Origin of the sequence: Planococcus sp. MB-3u-03, from assembly GCF_002833405.1 — a bacterium.
In the GTDB taxonomy this organism is placed as follows: domain Bacteria; phylum Bacillota; class Bacilli; order Bacillales_A; family Planococcaceae; genus Planococcus.
In genome coordinates, this window is record NZ_CP025135.1 from 2,154,128 (window position 1) to 2,169,500 (window position 15,373).

At 48.6% G+C, this 15,373-nt stretch carries 18 protein-coding genes and 1 tRNA gene; 9 read left to right on the top strand and 10 right to left on the bottom strand.

Features of this window, described 5'->3' with window-relative positions; genetic code table 11:
- Positions 1-15 precede the first annotated feature (15 nt).
- Entirely contained in the window at positions 16-936 is a 921-nt protein-coding gene (locus CW734_RS12110) for a Gfo/Idh/MocA family protein (protein ID WP_101192187.1), read from the bottom strand.
- Positions 937-1,035: 99 nt separating this feature from the next.
- Between CW734_RS12110 and CW734_RS18485 the strand changes: the two genes are divergently transcribed.
- The 4 genes from CW734_RS18485 (at position 1,036) to CW734_RS12125 (ending at position 2,729) form a co-directional block, all read left to right on the top strand.
- Positions 1,036-1,173: a hypothetical protein gene (locus tag CW734_RS18485; protein ID WP_180956215.1), complete on the top strand. Its 138-nt coding sequence runs from the start codon at positions 1,036-1,038 to the stop codon at positions 1,171-1,173.
- Between the two features lie 142 nt (positions 1,174-1,315).
- A complete protein-coding gene (locus CW734_RS12115) occupies positions 1,316-2,035 on the top strand; it encodes a thermonuclease family protein (protein ID WP_101190653.1) in 720 nt (239 codons plus the stop codon).
- 17 nt (positions 2,036-2,052) lie between these two features.
- The gene (locus tag CW734_RS12120) at positions 2,053-2,559 is read left to right on the top strand and encodes a hypothetical protein (RefSeq protein WP_101190654.1); all 507 of its coding nucleotides are present in this window, start codon (positions 2,053-2,055) and stop codon (positions 2,557-2,559) included.
- Between the two features lie 97 nt (positions 2,560-2,656).
- Positions 2,657-2,729, top strand: a tRNA-Val gene (locus CW734_RS12125).
- A gap of 108 nt (positions 2,730-2,837) precedes the next feature.
- On the opposite strand, the gene CW734_RS12130 is transcribed toward CW734_RS12125, so the two are convergent.
- The 4 genes from CW734_RS12130 to CW734_RS12145 all read right to left on the bottom strand — a co-directional run bounded on the left by CW734_RS12130 (position 2,838) and on the right by CW734_RS12145 (position 7,153).
- Positions 2,838-4,871 carry a TRAP transporter permease gene (locus CW734_RS12130; protein WP_058383416.1) on the bottom strand — a complete coding sequence of 678 codons (2,034 nt, stop codon included), beginning with the start codon at positions 4,869-4,871 and terminating at the stop codon, positions 2,838-2,840.
- A complete protein-coding gene (locus CW734_RS12135; protein ID WP_101190655.1) occupies positions 4,864-5,385 on the bottom strand; it encodes a DUF1850 domain-containing protein in 522 nt (173 codons plus the stop codon). Before CW734_RS12135 ends, CW734_RS12130 begins: the two co-directional genes overlap by 8 nt.
- 76 nt (positions 5,386-5,461) lie before the next feature.
- The gene (locus tag CW734_RS12140; protein WP_101190656.1) at positions 5,462-6,439 is read right to left on the bottom strand and encodes a TAXI family TRAP transporter solute-binding subunit; all 978 of its coding nucleotides are present in this window, start codon (positions 6,437-6,439) and stop codon (positions 5,462-5,464) included.
- 129 nt (positions 6,440-6,568) lie between these two features.
- Positions 6,569-7,153, bottom strand: coding sequence for a phosphatidylglycerophosphatase A family protein (locus CW734_RS12145; protein WP_101190657.1), 585 nt, complete (start codon positions 7,151-7,153; stop codon positions 6,569-6,571).
- A gap of 106 nt (positions 7,154-7,259) precedes the next feature.
- On the opposite strand from CW734_RS12145, the gene CW734_RS12150 reads away from it, so the two are divergent.
- The 3 genes from CW734_RS12150 (at position 7,260) to CW734_RS12160 (ending at position 9,005) form a co-directional block, all read left to right on the top strand.
- Positions 7,260-7,982 carry an alpha/beta hydrolase gene (locus CW734_RS12150; RefSeq protein ID WP_101190658.1) on the top strand — a complete coding sequence of 241 codons (723 nt, stop codon included), beginning with the start codon at positions 7,260-7,262 and terminating at the stop codon, positions 7,980-7,982.
- 75 nt (positions 7,983-8,057) lie between these two features.
- The gene (locus CW734_RS12155) at positions 8,058-8,576 is read left to right on the top strand and encodes a YjcG family protein (protein ID WP_058383411.1); all 519 of its coding nucleotides are present in this window, start codon (positions 8,058-8,060) and stop codon (positions 8,574-8,576) included.
- Positions 8,577-9,005 carry a GNAT family N-acetyltransferase gene (locus CW734_RS12160; protein ID WP_058383410.1) on the top strand — a complete coding sequence of 143 codons (429 nt, stop codon included), beginning with the start codon at positions 8,577-8,579 and terminating at the stop codon, positions 9,003-9,005.
- Positions 9,006-9,049: 44 nt separating this feature from the next.
- On the opposite strand, the gene fabI is transcribed toward CW734_RS12160, so the two are convergent.
- Positions 9,050-9,820, bottom strand: coding sequence for an enoyl-ACP reductase FabI (fabI, locus tag CW734_RS12165; protein WP_068869553.1), 771 nt, complete (start codon positions 9,818-9,820; stop codon positions 9,050-9,052).
- Positions 9,821-9,924: 104 nt separating this feature from the next.
- Complete coding sequence (mgtE, locus tag CW734_RS12170; protein ID WP_101190659.1) at positions 9,925-11,295, bottom strand: magnesium transporter; 1,371 nt, start codon at positions 11,293-11,295, stop codon at positions 9,925-9,927.
- 87 nt (positions 11,296-11,382) lie between these two features.
- On the opposite strand from mgtE, the gene prpE reads away from it, so the two are divergent.
- Positions 11,383-12,120: a bis(5'-nucleosyl)-tetraphosphatase PrpE gene (gene prpE / locus CW734_RS12175; protein WP_101190660.1), complete on the top strand. Its 738-nt coding sequence runs from the start codon at positions 11,383-11,385 to the stop codon at positions 12,118-12,120.
- On the opposite strand, the gene CW734_RS12180 is transcribed toward prpE, so the two are convergent.
- From CW734_RS12180 to CW734_RS12190, 3 genes are read right to left on the bottom strand one after another with little or no spacing between them, the layout of a single operon-like run.
- Positions 12,117-12,992, bottom strand: coding sequence for an RluA family pseudouridine synthase (locus CW734_RS12180; RefSeq protein WP_180956216.1), 876 nt, complete (start codon positions 12,990-12,992; stop codon positions 12,117-12,119). The genes prpE and CW734_RS12180 overlap by 4 nt on opposite strands.
- Positions 12,993-12,996: 4 nt before the next feature.
- The gene (locus CW734_RS12185; RefSeq protein ID WP_101190661.1) at positions 12,997-13,806 is read right to left on the bottom strand and encodes an NAD kinase; all 810 of its coding nucleotides are present in this window, start codon (positions 13,804-13,806) and stop codon (positions 12,997-12,999) included.
- On the bottom strand, positions 13,803-14,480 hold the full coding sequence (locus CW734_RS12190; protein ID WP_058383404.1) for a GTP diphosphokinase: 678 nt from the start codon (positions 14,478-14,480) through the stop codon (positions 13,803-13,805). Before CW734_RS12190 ends, CW734_RS12185 begins: the two co-directional genes overlap by 4 nt.
- A gap of 272 nt (positions 14,481-14,752) precedes the next feature.
- Here CW734_RS12190 and CW734_RS12195 point away from each other — a divergent pair, with 272 nt between their 5' ends.
- Positions 14,753-15,322, top strand: a complete 570-nt coding sequence (locus tag CW734_RS12195) for a CYTH domain-containing protein (protein WP_101190662.1) — start codon at positions 14,753-14,755, stop codon at positions 15,320-15,322.
- The last annotated feature ends 51 nt before the right edge of the window (positions 15,323-15,373 follow it).

Consider the following 15,373-nt stretch of genomic DNA (forward strand, 5'->3'; position numbering starts at 1 on the left):
AAAACCTCCTGTGGGTCATTGCAATAATTGGTCGATATAACGTTGTACGATTAAGCCTTCGTCAAAGCCGACGAGGAAAGTCGATTGTTCTTTCATTTCATCAAAGAGTGAAGGCACAGTATTTTCGGTTTGTACCTCTACACGTGTTTTCCCTCGTTCTTCCCGGTACAAACGCGACCAGTTTTCAAGCGTCAACACCCCTTCGTCGCCATACACTTTAAACTGCAGCAACTCGTTCTGGCCTGCCCCGCTCATGCCGGACAGCAGAAACGGCGAACCTTGCTGCGTCTTGCCGTGGGCGATGATTCCGGTTTCGCATTTTTCAGCGTCTTCCGGAAAATCAACTTGATGCGCCGAAATCTCCAATGCCCCGAACAAGCGGTGCATTAACTGCAAATAATGCGGAAAAACTTCCCGCACAAATCCTCCCTGGTCTCTCGTGGCAATCCATGGGTTTTGCTGCCACGCCCGCGGCCACTCTGGAAACACCGTTTGCAATTCGATGCGGCGGACTTTTCCGATATCTCCGCTTTTGATGCGCACTGCCATATCGCGGACGATCGGTGAATACATCAGCGGAAAATGCATGGCGGTGTGGATCCGATTGTTTGTCGCAGACTCCGCCATCGCTTGTGCGGCCTTTGCATCGTGTGCAAGCGGCTTTTCGCATAACACATGCAAGCCTCTTCTTGCCGCCGTTTCTGCAAGCTCTGCATGGCTGTTTGGCGGTGTGCCGATGTAGACCCAATCGATGGTAGTTTGGAACAAATCATCCAAGGAATCGGTGACGGCTACGCCATATTGCTCTTTAATGTATTTCAGCCGATCCCTATCCGTATCATAAACCGCTTTAACCTGTGCGGCATCGTCTTGCTGAATTTGCTTAATGATGCGCTCCCCGACAATGCCAGCGCCAATAATCCCAATCGCTATCAAAGCCATCGCCCCTTTTTTTCGTTTCATTGTTTATAAGTGTAACCTTGCGGGGTATAGAATAGTCAAACAATTACATTCGGCAGAATAGGAGGAAGCATCATGAACGAGCAGAAAAACTGGTGGGAGCCGATCTTTACAGGCACATTGGAAATGGGCGTCGACAAAGAAAAGCTGGAAACAATCAACGAAGACAGCCTATTGTATTTCGGTGAAACCACGACCACATTAGAGCAATGAAAATGTTCGGCCAGTTTGCAAGTACATAGCAGCGCTTGATCCGGAAAGATGCGGAGCAAGCGCTTTTTTTATGGAATCCTGTCCGCTCGTTGTCGCCTGCACTTGTTTTCGCTATAATTCGAGATAGAAAGCAGGGATTGCCATGAAACCATTCTTCTTATTATTGATCAGCCTACTGTTGTTGTCGGGGTGCACTTGGCCTGACACCACTGAGACAGGCGGCACTGCCGGCAGGACCGCTGTTGAAGTCACCGAGGTCATCGACGGAGACACCGTAAAAATCATTTACGACGGCAAAGAAACCACCGCCCGTTATTTATTGGTCGATACACCGGAAACAAATCACCCGAGGTTCGGCGAGCAGCCACTCGGCCCAGAAGCAACCGAGCGCAATCGGGAACTGATCGAACAAGCACAGCAAGTCGAGATTGAATTCGATGCCGGCGACCGTTTCGATGACTACGACCGCCTGCTCGCGTATTTTTACGCTGATGGGGAAAGCGTACAGGAACAATTGCTTGAAGAAGGTTTCGCCCGCGTCGCTTATATCTTCCCGCCGAATACACGCTATGTCGATGAATTCCGCGACGCCGAGTCTGAAGCGAAAGATGCTGAAATCGGTATATGGGAATACGAAAATTATTCGACGGACCGCGGATTCAATGCTGAGGCATTCGGGCAAACTGAAGCAGGCAATACCGATACCGCTGATGACTGCCGCATCAAAGGCAATATCAACCGAAGCGGCAATAAAATTTATCACATGCCCGGTTCTCCTTCCTATGAAGAGACCAATCCTGAACAATGGTTCTGCACCGAACAACAAGCCAGAAATGCTGGTTTCCGCAGTTCCGGGCAGTAAAACAGAGGAGGAATACGATGCAATTGCTTGTTTTACGCCTTGATTATCGCAGCTCCAAAATGATCGAAAACCTTCAAAGACAGCTGCGCCAGCCGAATTCCAAACTGGCGTTGCAATTGCCACACATCCCTTTGCTGGCATATGAAAATACGCCCCCGCTTCAATTGAAGGCAGCACTAGAACCGATTGCCCAAAGCACTGCTGCTCTTTCTTTACAGGCAAGCGATATCGGATTTTCCAAAGAGGGCGAGCGATTCTACCTGCAAGTCCATCCAACTGAAGCACTCGCTGAATTCTACAGTTTGCTGCAAATAGCAGGACAGGGATTTTCCACGGGTGTAGATGTGCAGTGGCAGCCGCAGATTCCGCTCATCGGCAATATTCCCGCTCCATTTTGGGGCCCTTTGTTTGCAAGACTGGCGCTGGAGTTCAATTCGCTCAGCGGAACGGGCGCTGCGTTGGAATACTGGTCTGTGATTGGCAATCGCACGACAATTGAATGGAGCTTGTTCTTGGAAAGCTGAGAAATAATGCCGGTTTTAAAAAGCTGAAAGTTTTTTCACAAAAGCTATTGTCTTTTTTCAAACTGGCATATATAATAATAAATGTCCTTGAGATTGCGATTCCTTAGCTCAGCTGGGAGAGCGCTACCTTGACAGGGTAGAGGTCGCTGGTTCGAGCCCAGTAGGAATCATCATACGCATGCTGCGCGCTGCACAAAACACTAACCGGTTTTCCGGTTGGTGTTTTTTTATGGCCGCAAAAAAAAAGATGGAAGCCCGCGGGCTTCCATCTTTTTTTATTATGCCGTTTGAGGCTTGGTGTTTTCTTTGTCTCTCGACATCCATTGTAGTGCAAGAAGTACGATAAATACAGCAGCGCCAATTAGATCACTAAAGCCTTCCGGGTAAATCAGTGCTAATCCTGTAGCTACAGCAACGATTCTTTCCCACCATCTGAGCTTGCGATACCAATAGCCTATCGCACCTGCACCGATGGCAATCATTCCTGTAATAGCAGTGATTAACACCCAAATGACTTGTGTCCAGGTAGTGTCAATCATCAATAATTCTGGAGACAGAACAAACATATACGGGATAATAAAGGCTGCAATTGCTAGCTTGGCAGCATTAATACCGGTTCGTATCGGTTCGCCACCCGAGATGCCAGACGCAGCAAACGCAGCCAGCGCCACAGGAGGCGTGATATCTGCAATGATCCCGAAATAGAAAACGAATAGATGGGCAGACAATGCCACGACTACCGGTACGGCTGCTCCAGCCGGTTCATCAATCATCAATAAGGTAATGATTGCAGGGGCAGCAATTGTAGAGGTAATTACATAGTTTGCTGTAGTTGGTGATCCCATCCCCAATACGATAGCTGCCAACATGGTAAAGAATAGTGTCAATAGGACGTTACCGCCTGAGGCAGAAACCAATCCGTTCGCCAATGACAGACCCAATCCCGTTTTGACAACTACTCCGACTATAATTCCTGCCGCGGCTGTAGCTGCCGCGACTGCGAGAGCCGTTCGAGCTCCGTCCACTAGTGCATGAATGATATCCATAAAGCCAAGTCTTGTTTCTTTATTGAATGCACTTACGAAAATGGTCAGCAAAATACCATATAACGCTGCCTGCATGGTCGGTATTCCTGACAATAAGAACAAGATGATGGCAATAATCGGCGTCAGTAAATAAATCTTTTTCAATACTTCTTTCCGATTCGGCAGCTCGTCTTTAGGCAAGCCTTTTAGCCCAATCCGTTTTGCTTCAAAGTGAGTCATGATCCAAATACCTGTAAAGTACAGCAAAGCTGGAATGGCCGCTGCTTTAGCAATTTCCCAATAAGTGATTCCTCCGATAAACTCTACCATCAAGAATGCTGCAGCACCCATGATCGGAGGCATGAGCTGCCCGCCTGTAGAAGCAGCTGCTTCCACGCCGCCTGCAAACTCTTTCTTGTATCCTAGCTTTTTCATCATCGGGATCGTGTAAGACCCTGATGTAACAACGTTTGCGACCGAGCTTCCTGAAATTGTTCCTTGCAGGGCACTGGAGAAAATCGCCACTTTTGCAGGGCCGCCTGTCAATCCACCCGCTAAGGAAACTGCAAGATCGTTGAAATATTGGCCGACCCCGGTTTTGACCAAAAATGCACCGAAGAGCAAGAATGTAAAAATGAATGTAGCAGATACACTCAACGGTGTTCCTAAAATGCCATCAGTGGTAAAGAACATCAATTGAATCATTGAATCTAAATCTTGACCGCGGTGGCGCAAGAATCCTGGAAAGTATGGACCGAAGAAGCCATAAGCCAGAAATAGACCTGCAATTACGGTAATTGGCATCCCTACTGCTCGACGCGTTGCTTCTAAGGTAAGCAGGACTGCCAATATCCCGACAATCAAATCGAGCTCTGTTACACGCCCAATACGAAAGACCAGATCGTCGTACATAATTGGCCAATATGCCCCCACTCCCACTGCCAATAGCGCTAAAATATAGTCGTACCAGGCTACCTTATGGCGTGCTCCTTTACGGCGTCGCAAAGGGAATAATAGAAAAATAAGTGATAGCGCGAACCCTAAGTGGACGGAGCGCTGGATGTACGCTGTGTATTGACCAAAAATAGCCGTATATAATTGAAATAATGAAAAGGCCAAAAGCCCGAAAAACACGACATGTTTGATTATGCCCGACAAATCACGGGTGTTCGACTCCGGATCGTACTTCTGGAGAATTTCTTTTTGCTTCTCCTCCGAGATATGGCTTTCGTCTTCCGGCGGAAGTTTTTTCTCTTCTCTCTCTTCTGGCGATAGTTTATCACTCATAGATGTTCACTCCTTCTAATTGCTGATAAATGGATAGGCGCTGGGCACGGAATGTGTAGATCTTGCCTCTTTCCAAACTCTTCTTTAAATCGAGTTCTTTTCCTGCGATTAGGAAAGCGAGTTCCGCGTCCACGTCCCCGACTAGCAACCGGAATTCGGGCAGCTTCCGCTTCATATCCTCAATAAAGTATTTCCCGTCTTTTTCGACAAAGCGCTCCCCTTCTCCTGCATTCGACGGCATGCCGATATTGAAATCTTCGTACTCAAGTTCCGTCATCACCAGTTGCCCCTCATCATCAAGGCGGTAACTTTCGATCACATCCGATAGATGAATCGAATGCGTATAGCGGATCTTGAAGCGGTCTTCTATAACTGGAACGCGCGCTGCAATCTCGTTTGTTTCCGAATCGATGAAGACGAAGTGTTTCTGATATGGGATGAAGAATAGTGCGGAGCAGATAAGGATGAGGATGGTTAATATAAGAAGGACTTTGAGAATTCTGTTATTCCGCAAGATGATCCCCCTAGCGACAAAAAATAAATAACGACGATAAAGCTTGCGCTTTATCGCCTGTTATTCTGATCAATTCTTATTGGTTTACTTCATCGAAGTAACGCTGAGCGCCAGGATGGATGTCGATCCCGATGCCATCAAGAGCTGTTTCGGCCTTGATGAATTCTGCTTTAGCGTGTTGAATTTGATCTGTGTTTTCATAAATTGCTTTTGTGATGTCATAGACTGTGTCTTCAGAAATGTCGTTCTGTACGACAAGCATGGCAAGAACAGAAACGGTCGGGACTTCTTCAGTCAATCCGTATGTGCCGGATGGAACTACATCCTCTGCATAATATGGATATTTCTCGATCAATTCAGCTGCTTTGTCTGCTGCTACAGGAACAATATTGACATCGGAAGTTGCACTCAAGCTTTCAACTGCACTAGTCGGCGTTCCAGCTGTGATGAATGCTGCATCGATTTGCCCGGATTGCAAGCTTTCCTGCGACTCGCCAAAGTCCAAGTTCTGTGCATCGATATCGTCCATCGTCATGCCATGGATTTCAAGCAATTGCTCAGCATTGATATAAGTACCTGAACCAGGTGCGCCGACTGATACCGATTTGCCGGCCAAATCTTCAAACGCTGCGATGCCTGATCCTTCAGTCGTTACGATTTGGATTGTTTCTGGGTAAAGTGCACCAATAGCTGAGACGCTGTCGATGACTTCTCCTTCAAACATATTCGTTCCTTCAGATGCGTAGAAAGCCGTGTCTGTCTGCACAAAAGCGATTTCGCCCGTGCCATCAGCTAGTGAAGTCATATTGGCTGCAGATGCTTGGGACACTTCGGCAGTTGTATCGATGCCTGTCTCATTCTCAATGATCGTTGCCATCGCTCCGCCCAGCGGATAGTAAGTGCCTGTTGTTCCACCAGTCAATACACTGATGAATTCCGGCTCAGCTGCTCCGCCGCCTTCTCCTTCATTTGCTGCATCGTCTCCACAGCCTGCTAGGAATACGGATCCGGCCAAAGCGACAGTCGCGTAGAATCCAAACTTTTTGTTTAACATAAATCGGCCTCCCTTTATCTATAGTTTCTTTCAACTTTCATGATACCATGACTTTCTGTCCATCTGTCAATTTAATTTTTTCCAATGGAATCGGTTTCAAACCAAATTTATGGCAATAAAACCCTTTTTTTATATTTCTGCTCCAGGTACATGAGTTTCCGGCGCTGTCTCTTCAGGAGTGAGGTCTTCAAAGCTTCTGCCTTCTTCCTCTAGGTCGCGCGTGCGGTGTGCGATGCGGGCCGAGGCACATGCAGCGATGCTCGAAACCAAGTCATCGAGGAAGGTATGGACATGCTCTCCGTATTTCGTATCGAGCTTATGGATGATGCCGGTTTTGTTTTTGTCCAAATGGCCAAATGTCGTTACGGCAATGCTGCCATAAGTAAGTACTGCGCCAAGGCCAATCATTTCATCGACCCCGAACAAGCCTTCATCCGAACCGACAATTTGCTGAAGCGGCTGGGACAATTTCCCTTGCTCAGCCAGCTCATCGAGTTCAATGCCAACCAATAAGGCGTGCTGCATTTCCCGTTTGCGCAAGACGCTTTCGACCGACTCGACGCAATGGGCCAACGTTAATCCTTCATTGAAAGGCAATTGCATTTCCAACACGATTTTTGCGATATCTTCTTTCGTGACGCCCCTTCTCTCCAAAGCTTCATGAGTTGCTTTGTTCACTTCTTCTGAATGCACACGGAAATGTCCTCCATCCATGATGCGATCCCCTCTCTCTATTTGGATTTGTCTTCTTGTCCATTATACCTTGCATAGGGGAATATGTTACAATTTTTGTACAATAGAATTAGAAGGAGGCAACATCATGAACAAAGGAAGCGTAGAAGATTTCACGCTCTACAGCGATGCCTTGGGAGAAGACATGCAGGTGCTCGTCCACCTGCCCTCAAATTATTCTCCCCTTTATAAATACAGCCTCGTCATCGCATCGGATGGCAAGGATTATTTCCAACTCGGCCGCGTTCCGCGCGTCGTCGATGAATTGCTGGAAAACCAGGAGATCGAAAATATCATCTTCGTCGGCATTCCTTATAAAAGCGTAGAAGACCGCAACCGGAAATACGAGCCGACCGGTGAACAGCATGCCGCTTATCTGCGTTTCTTGGCCCACGAGCTGGCACCCTACCTCGATGAAAAATACCCGACCTACCAAGTCGGCATGGGCCGGACATTGATCGGCGATTCGCTGGCAGCCACCGTGTCCTTGATGGCTGCACTCAAATACCCGAATATTTTCGGGCGCGTCATTCTTCAATCACCGAAAGTCGGGCCGGAAATGATGGAAGCTGTCGAGAAGTTTTCGATGAACAATTCATTCACGGTTTACCATGTCATCGGGTCGGAAGAAACCGAAGTCAAGCTGACCAATGGGGAAACCGCCGACTTTCTCACGCCGAACCGCGAGTTGAATGAGTTGATGAAAAATAAAGGGTTTTCGCTCTTTTACGAAGAATTCAAAGGAGACCATACATGGAAATACTGGCAGCCTGACCTGAAAAGGGCGCTGTTGATGAATTTTGGCATGTAGGCCTTAAGGAAACAAACTGAACAATTTGATACAATTGAAGAGAAAGCATTTATTAGATGAGGAGGTCTATTGATTATGAAATATGGCATTGCAGCATTTCCATCGAAAAAACTACAAGACCTGGCGAATTCCTACCGGAAACGCTATGACCCGCATTACGAATTGATCACGCCCCATATTACATTGAAAGGGCCTTTCGAAGCGGATGACTCAGAAGTCAAAGCGATGGCGGAGGAGCTCGGCAATATCGCCAAGCGCCAAAAACCTTTCCGCATCCATGCAACGCGCGTCAGCACCTTCACGCCGGTGACAAACGCTTTGTATTTCAAAATCGAGCCTTCAAAAGAGCTGATGGATCTTCACGAAGACCTCCACTCCGATTTTCTCGGCGGCATGCCGGACCATCCTTTTGTGCCCCATATCACCATCGCACAAAAACTTTCAGATTCGGAGCACGCTGATGTTTACGGCCAATTGAAAATGGCAGGCATCGACCACGAAGAGACAATCGACCGTGTCCATCTGCTCTATCAATTGGAAGATGGTTCGTGGACTGTGTACGATACATTCCGGTTGTCAGGAGATGAAGCTTAATTGCAGAAAGTGAAAATCGTTGAAACCGAACTCGAAAAAGAACAGGCTTTTGAAATCCGCCGAAAAGTTTTCGTCGATGAGCAAGGCGTTGCCCTTCATGTGGAAATGGATGAACATGATGACAGCGCCACTCATTTTATCGGTTATGAACTCGAACAGCCAATTGCCGCTGCCCGGATTCGCGAATACGAACAAGGCGTCGGCAAAGTTGAACGTGTATGCGTGTTGCCTGAATACCGCGGACATCATTTCGGGGCGGAGATGATGGAACAGCTGGAGGAATATGCCCGCTCGATCGGCTATTTCCGCCTGCAGCTCAATTCCCAGAGCCATGCAATCCCGTTTTACGAACGGCTTGGCTATGATGTCGTCTCTCCCGAATTCATGGATGCCGGCATCCCCCATCGCCAAATGGAAAAAACGCTATAATAAAAAACCTTCCGGAAAACTCCGGAAGGTTTTTTTCATGCATTTTATAAGACGTGATAGCCGCTGTCGACGTGCAAGACTTCGCCCGTGATGCCGCGGGACATATTGCTGAACAAGAAGACGGCCGTGTCGCCGACTTCTTCCGGCGTCGTGTTGCGGCGAAGCGGTGCTTTCTCTTCGATTTCACGCAAAATCGAGTTGAAGTCGCTGACGCCTTTAGAAGACAATGTGCGGATTGGGCCGGATGAAATCGCATTGACGCGGATATCGTGCTTGCCAAGATCCGCTGCCAAATAACGGACAGACATTTCAAGCGATGCTTTGGCAACACCCATGACATTATAGTTCGGCATGACGCGCTCGCCGCCGATGTATGTCAAGGCTACGATGCTGCCGCCTTCTGTCATCAATGGTTTTGCGTATTTCGAAACGATTGTCAATGAGTACGAGCTGATGTTATGCGCGAGCAAAAAGCCATCGCGCGATGTATCCGAAAAGTCGCCTGACAATTCTTCTGTTTTTGCGAATGCGATGCAATGCGCAAGCCCATCGATTTTTCCAGCGCTTTCTTTGATCGTGTTGAAGCATTTCTCTACGTCTTCGTCGCTGGTCACATCACACGGCAAAATCTGCTCATGCTTGCCATCGAGTGTCGCGACCAAATCACGCACCGACTTTTCAAAGCGCTCCCCTGCATATGTAAAGATCAAGTTCGCTCCAGCCGCATCCAATGAACGCGCAATTCCCCATGCAATGCTGCGCTTATTGGCAACCCCCATGATGACATATGTTTTATCTTTTAATGAAATAGACATATATATACCTCCTAATATTATTACCTGGTACTAATATTACCCCATAAAAAAAGAAAGTGCAATTGCACTTTCTGTGATCTTGCTTCATTTAGTCGTTTACCGGCTTATAAATTCGTCAGGAACGTTGTCGCCAAGCCCAAATAAATGAGAATGGAAATGATATCGTTCAAAGTCGTGATGAACGGCCCAGACGCGACGGCAGGGTCGATCTTCATCCGGTGTATCAATAAGGGGATAAACGAGCCAGCCAAAGTTGCGACAAAAATCGAGCTGGCGACCGCAGTGCCGACCAACATCCCAATCAGCAACTCAGACTTCCAAAAATAAACGAGCCCCACGACCACGATACCGCAGATGACGCCTGTAATTAAGCCTGTGCCTGCTTCGCGGAACAAGAGCTTCATTTTGCTTTCTTCTTCGATGTCGCCCGTGGCAATACCGCGTACGGCAACCGCGAGCGCCTGCGTGCCGCTATTCCCAGCCATTCCGGCAATCAAAGGAATAAACACGGCGAGCAGTGCTACCTGGTCGAGCGTCGCTTCGAACATGCCCATCAAATTCGCTGTCAGCATTCCGAGGAATGTCAGCAAGATGAGCCACGGCAAACGTTTTTTCGCTGCTGTCAGCGGTCCGCGGTCAAAGGTATCCATGTCGGAGACGGCAGCCAATTTGGAGTAGTCATCAGATGCCTCTTCATCCAACACGTCGATGATATCATCGACTGTGATGATGCCGAGCAGGTGGTCCTGGAAATCCACGACCGGAAGTGCAAGAAAGTCATAGTCTTTGATCATGCGCGCGACTTCTTCCTGGTCTTCGCTTACCTGCACACTGACGACGCGGTCGTTCATGATCGATTCGATCAAGGTGTCTTCATCCGCAACGATCAAATCACGCAATGTCACGATGCCTGATAATTTACGGTCGTCATCGATGACAAAGACATAATAGATCGTTTCGGCGTTCGGTGCAGCATTGCGCAAAATATTCATTGCGGAGCGCACTGTCGAATTTTTAGGAATCGCCACAAATTCCGTCGTCATAATCGATCCCGCCGTATATTCTTCGTAATGCAGCAAGTCTTTGATCTGCTGGGCGGATTCCTTGTCCATGATCGTCAAATAGCTGGCGACTTGATCTTTGTTCAGTTCATTGAGCACATCGACTGCATCATCGGTGTACATATAGGACAGGATATCGGATGCATAGCGTGTATCCATTTCCTTGAACAGGTCTTCGTATTCGTCATCGTCCACTTCAATGGCTTCAAAAATATCCGCCATTTCTTTCGGAGAGAGATACTGATAGAGCAATTGCCTCGTTTCCCCGTCCGCTTTTTCGTAAAAGCTTGCTTGGTCGTATGGATGGTGGGACAAAAATTCTTCTCGGAATGCTTCAACATCCCCTTTTTCCAGCAGTTCATGCAATAATTCTTCGTTCAGTTCCTCGTCACGGATCTTCGTTTCGTCCATCATGTATACTCCCTCCTTTCAATCGTTTCAGCTTTTTCCCTGATATGCGTTACACTGAAATCAGTATATCGCCTATAGGAGCTGAAGAATATGAATTATGATGTCATCGGTGATATCCACGGCTGTTTTGATGAGCTGCTCGACTTGATCGAACAGCTTGGATACCAATTCGAAAATGGCCTTCCAGTACATCCCGAAGGCCGTAAGCTCGCATTTGTCGGGGATGCCATGGACCGCGGCCCAAAATCCCTCGATGTCCTGCAGCTATTATTCGCCATGCAGGACGCGGGCATCCTTTATTATTCCCCCGGCAATCATTGCAATAAACTATACCGTTTTTTCAAAGGCAATCCGGTCGAGCTCCTGCACGGCTTGGAAATGACCGTAGCGGAATGGCGCCAGCTTGAACAAGGCGCGCAGCAACAGTTCAGGAACCGGTTTATCCGTTTTTATGAAGAACTCCCGCTTTACCATCGATTACATGACGATTTGATTGTCGTCCACGCAGGCCTGCGCCAGGATATGATCGGGCTGCCATTGAGCCGCCGCATCATCACGTTTGCGTTATACGGTGAAATCACCGGCAAGTACCATCCCGATGGACGGCCTGTACGCGGCAATTGGGCGAAAAGCTATCAAGGCAAACCATGGATTGTTTACGGCCACACGCCGGTCGCGACCCCTTATTTCAAGAATCGTACCGTCAATATCGATACCGGCTGTGTATTCGGAGGGCCTTTGACTGCCCTGCGTTTTCCGGAAATGGAAATTTGCCAGGTCCCGTCAACACAAGCCTATCAGCCAGACCGCTTCCATCAGTGTGATTAGACCAATGCAAGCATGTCAGCGGCAAGAGCGGATGTAAATGCCAGCCGCTCCCCGGAGACAGGATGATCGAGCTGCAATTCTGTGCAATGCAGCGCTTGCCTTTCGATTAACTTGCGGCCACCGCCGTATAAATCGTCCCCAAGCAGCGGATGCCCGATATGGGCTAAATGGACGCGGATCTGGTGGGTCCTGCCCGTATTCAATTTCAGCCGGACATGGCTAATGCCTCCGCCCGACCGGATCAATTCCATCTCAGTCTCGGCAAATTTGCCGTCTTCCCTCACTTCACGTTCGATGATGCTGGTGTCTTTTCGGCCAATCGGGGCAGTGATTACTGCATTTCCAGCTGCTACTTCGCCGTGCACAAACGCTTCATAGCGCCGGTTCATCCGCTTTTCCTGTTGCTGCACGGATAGCAGATGATGGATATGGCGGTTTTTCGCGATGCATACCAGCCCTGAAGTGTCTTTATCAAGGCGGGTGGCAATATGCAATGTGGACGGAATGCCGTGGTGTTCGAAATGCCCGGCGACAATATTCGCCAGGCTGCCAAATGGCTGCTCACGCGAAGGGGTGGTATTTTGCCCTGGCGGCTTTTCGACAATCAACAGCGCTTCGTCTTCATAGACGATAGCAAGCGGTCCTGTTTCTGCCGTCAAGCCTTTGCCTTGTATTTCTTTCGGAAAAATAACGGTCACGGCATCCCCAACTTCGAGCGGATGCCTGACCGTCACTTCAGAACCGTTGACCAGCAAATGGCCTCCGCTGTACTTCACAGAAGCCAAAGTCCTTTTGGAAATGCCATAATTTTGAAGCGCCTCGCGCAACAAGCCACGTTCATTTGCAGTGAATTCAATTTGAAATGCTTTCATGCCATCAATCCTCCGACAGTTCGCTGTCGATAAATGAGTCATGGACGCGGCGCCAAAACGGGAATGCACGGAAACGGGCGAAGCGCACTTTTTCTTTCGCCACTCGGTACTCAATCGATTCGACGTCTTTATGCAGCAATTGAAGGTGGTCGATCGTCACCATGAAATCGGGTGCCTTCACCGGCAGCAAAGTGCAACGGTGATGGGACGGCAACACAAGCGGCGATCCGACAGTCCGGAACACCCGGTTGTTAATCGAAGCCATCTCGGTCAATTGCATCGCCGGCAAGGACGGATGGATGATCGCCCCGCCGAGCGCTTTATTATACGCTGTGCTTCCTGAAGGCGTCGACATGCACAATCCGTCTCCGCGGAACCGTTCAAAATGGCTGTCGTTCAAAAAGACGTCCATGACTAGCGTGACGTCTGGGGATTTTACGGTCGATTCGTTCAAAGCCAAATAAGTGGAAGATTCCTGGTCGCTCCGGTAATGCACCGTCACCTCCAGCAAAGGGTATTCAATGACTTCGAATTCCTTTTTCGCGATCGCCAAGACGAGCTTCTCGATCTCGATCGGTTTCCAGTCTGCATAAAATCCTAAGTGGCCTGTATGGATCCCAACGAATGCAACAGAATTCAAACGGTCGCTGTATTTATGGAATGCGTGGAGCAGAGTGCCGTCCCCGCCGATCGATAAGACGATCTGTGGGGATTCCTCGTTCCATTCCATGCCGAAATCCTCCAAATACTCACGGGCCTCTCCCATCAATCGATTGGATAGCTCATCACTTCTCGATATGATAAAAAATTTCATGTATCCTTTCGACCTCCTTCCGCATCCGCAGGAAATCTAGTTCCCGGAGATTCTTTGTATTCACTGAAATACGCCTGCGCTTCCTGGATCTCATCCCTGATCTGCGTCATTTCCTCATCGAGCTGGAATGCCGCTTCCGCCGCACGCTGCAGCCGGAGCTTGATCTCCTCGGGGAAGACACCTTTGTATTTATAGTTCAAGGAATGCTCGATCGATGCCCAGAAATTCATCGCCAAGGTGCGGATCTGGATTTCCGCGAGGATCAGCTGCTCACCGTCGATGGTCTGCACAGGGTACTCGACGATGACATGATATGAACGGTAGCCGCTTTGCTTTTCATGCGAAATATAATCCTTTTCTTCGACAATGCGCAAATCGTTGCGCTGGCGCAAAAGCTCCACGACTGTTTCGATATCTCCAACAAATTGGCACATCATCCGCAAACCGGCGATGTCCTGTAAATTGCGGGCCAATTCTTCCGATGGTTCAAACAATAACCCTTTTTCCAAAGTCTTATCATAAATGCTCGCCAGCGGCTTTACGCGGCCGGTAACGAACTCAATCGGTGAATTCGTATTATTCGTTTCAAATTGCTTGCGCATCCCTTTGAATTTCACTTTCATCTCGTCGACCGCCTGTTTATACGGCGCCAAAAAACGATTCCATTGCCCCATGTCTGGCCCTCCTCACTGCTTTGCCCATTTTACTATCCTTTAAGCCCAGCACAGGGCTGTTTCTTCATACCGCTATTTTACCACAGCAAGGCTCTGCGTTGCAGATTGCACCCAACTATCCGATAATGAAATTAACGGCTAAGCCAAGAGCAGCCGGCGCGAGCACAAAATTCCCGCTTATCGCCGGTTGACCCACCCCGCTGTTGCAACGCCGCTTCTTTCCTATAGAAAAGGAGGCTGTATCGCAAAGGCGGGAGTAATGAGGTGAACAGATGACAAAAGAACTTGAGATTGAATTCAAGAACATGCTGACAAAAGAAGAGTATAGCAAATTATTGGCGGAGCAAAAAACCGCACCCATCAGCCAGACCAACCATTATTTCGACACTGCTGATTTTCAGCTGCGCGACCAAAAGGCAGCCCTGCGCTTGCGCAGCATCGGCAGTCGCTTCGAATGCACGCTTAAAACACCGGCCGCTTCCGGAAATTACGAAACGACCGATGCCTTGAACCAAGACCAGGCTTCCGCCATGCTGGAGCTGGGCCAGTTCAACGCGCCGGAAGTTTCCGCTGAACTCGAACGGCTCGGGGTTTCCCCGTCCGATTTGGTCCCCATCGGTTCCTTGACCACACATCCTTTAGCAGACGCTTACGACGGCCGGCTTCTCGTTCTGTATCATTCGGAATACTTAGGCGTGGAGGATTATGAACTGGAATACGAAGTCACAGATGAAGCTAGCGGCAAGCGGATTTTCATCTCCTTGCTGGAAGAAAAACACATCCCGCTGCGCCCGGCAGACAAGAAAATCGCACGTTTTATGAAGGCGGCTTCCAAGCGCTAAAGCAGGCATAGCCTTTTTGCGGCATGCGATATGTTTGAGATATTTACCATG

Excerpts from the sequence above, each read along its gene's own strand:
- CW734_RS18485 (WP_180956215.1), top strand. The coding sequence starts at position 1,036 with ATGAACGAGCAGAAAAACTGGTGGGAGCCGATCTTTACAGGCACATTG.
- CW734_RS12115 (WP_101190653.1), top strand. The coding sequence starts at position 1,316 with ATGAAACCATTCTTCTTATTATTGATCAGCCTACTGTTGTTGTCGGGG.
- CW734_RS12120 (WP_101190654.1), top strand. The coding sequence starts at position 2,053 with ATGCAATTGCTTGTTTTACGCCTTGATTATCGCAGCTCCAAAATGATC.
- CW734_RS12130 (WP_058383416.1), bottom strand. The coding sequence starts at position 4,871 with ATGAGTGATAAACTATCGCCAGAAGAGAGAGAAGAGAAAAAACTTCCG.
- CW734_RS12140 (WP_101190656.1), bottom strand. The coding sequence starts at position 6,439 with ATGTTAAACAAAAAGTTTGGATTCTACGCGACTGTCGCTTTGGCCGGA.
- CW734_RS12145 (WP_101190657.1), bottom strand. The coding sequence starts at position 7,153 with ATGGATGGAGGACATTTCCGTGTGCATTCAGAAGAAGTGAACAAAGCA.
- CW734_RS12150 (WP_101190658.1), top strand. The coding sequence starts at position 7,260 with ATGAACAAAGGAAGCGTAGAAGATTTCACGCTCTACAGCGATGCCTTG.
- CW734_RS12155 (WP_058383411.1), top strand. The coding sequence starts at position 8,058 with ATGAAATATGGCATTGCAGCATTTCCATCGAAAAAACTACAAGACCTG.
- fabI (WP_068869553.1), bottom strand. The coding sequence starts at position 9,820 with ATGTCTATTTCATTAAAAGATAAAACATATGTCATCATGGGGGTTGCC.
- mgtE (WP_101190659.1), bottom strand. The coding sequence starts at position 11,295 with ATGATGGACGAAACGAAGATCCGTGACGAGGAACTGAACGAAGAATTA.
- prpE (WP_101190660.1), top strand. The coding sequence starts at position 11,383 with ATGAATTATGATGTCATCGGTGATATCCACGGCTGTTTTGATGAGCTG.
- CW734_RS12180 (WP_180956216.1), bottom strand. The coding sequence starts at position 12,992 with ATGAAAGCATTTCAAATTGAATTCACTGCAAATGAACGTGGCTTGTTG.
- CW734_RS12185 (WP_101190661.1), bottom strand. The coding sequence starts at position 13,806 with ATGAAATTTTTTATCATATCGAGAAGTGATGAGCTATCCAATCGATTG.
- CW734_RS12190 (WP_058383404.1), bottom strand. The coding sequence starts at position 14,480 with ATGGGGCAATGGAATCGTTTTTTGGCGCCGTATAAACAGGCGGTCGAC.
- CW734_RS12195 (WP_101190662.1), top strand. The coding sequence starts at position 14,753 with ATGACAAAAGAACTTGAGATTGAATTCAAGAACATGCTGACAAAAGAA.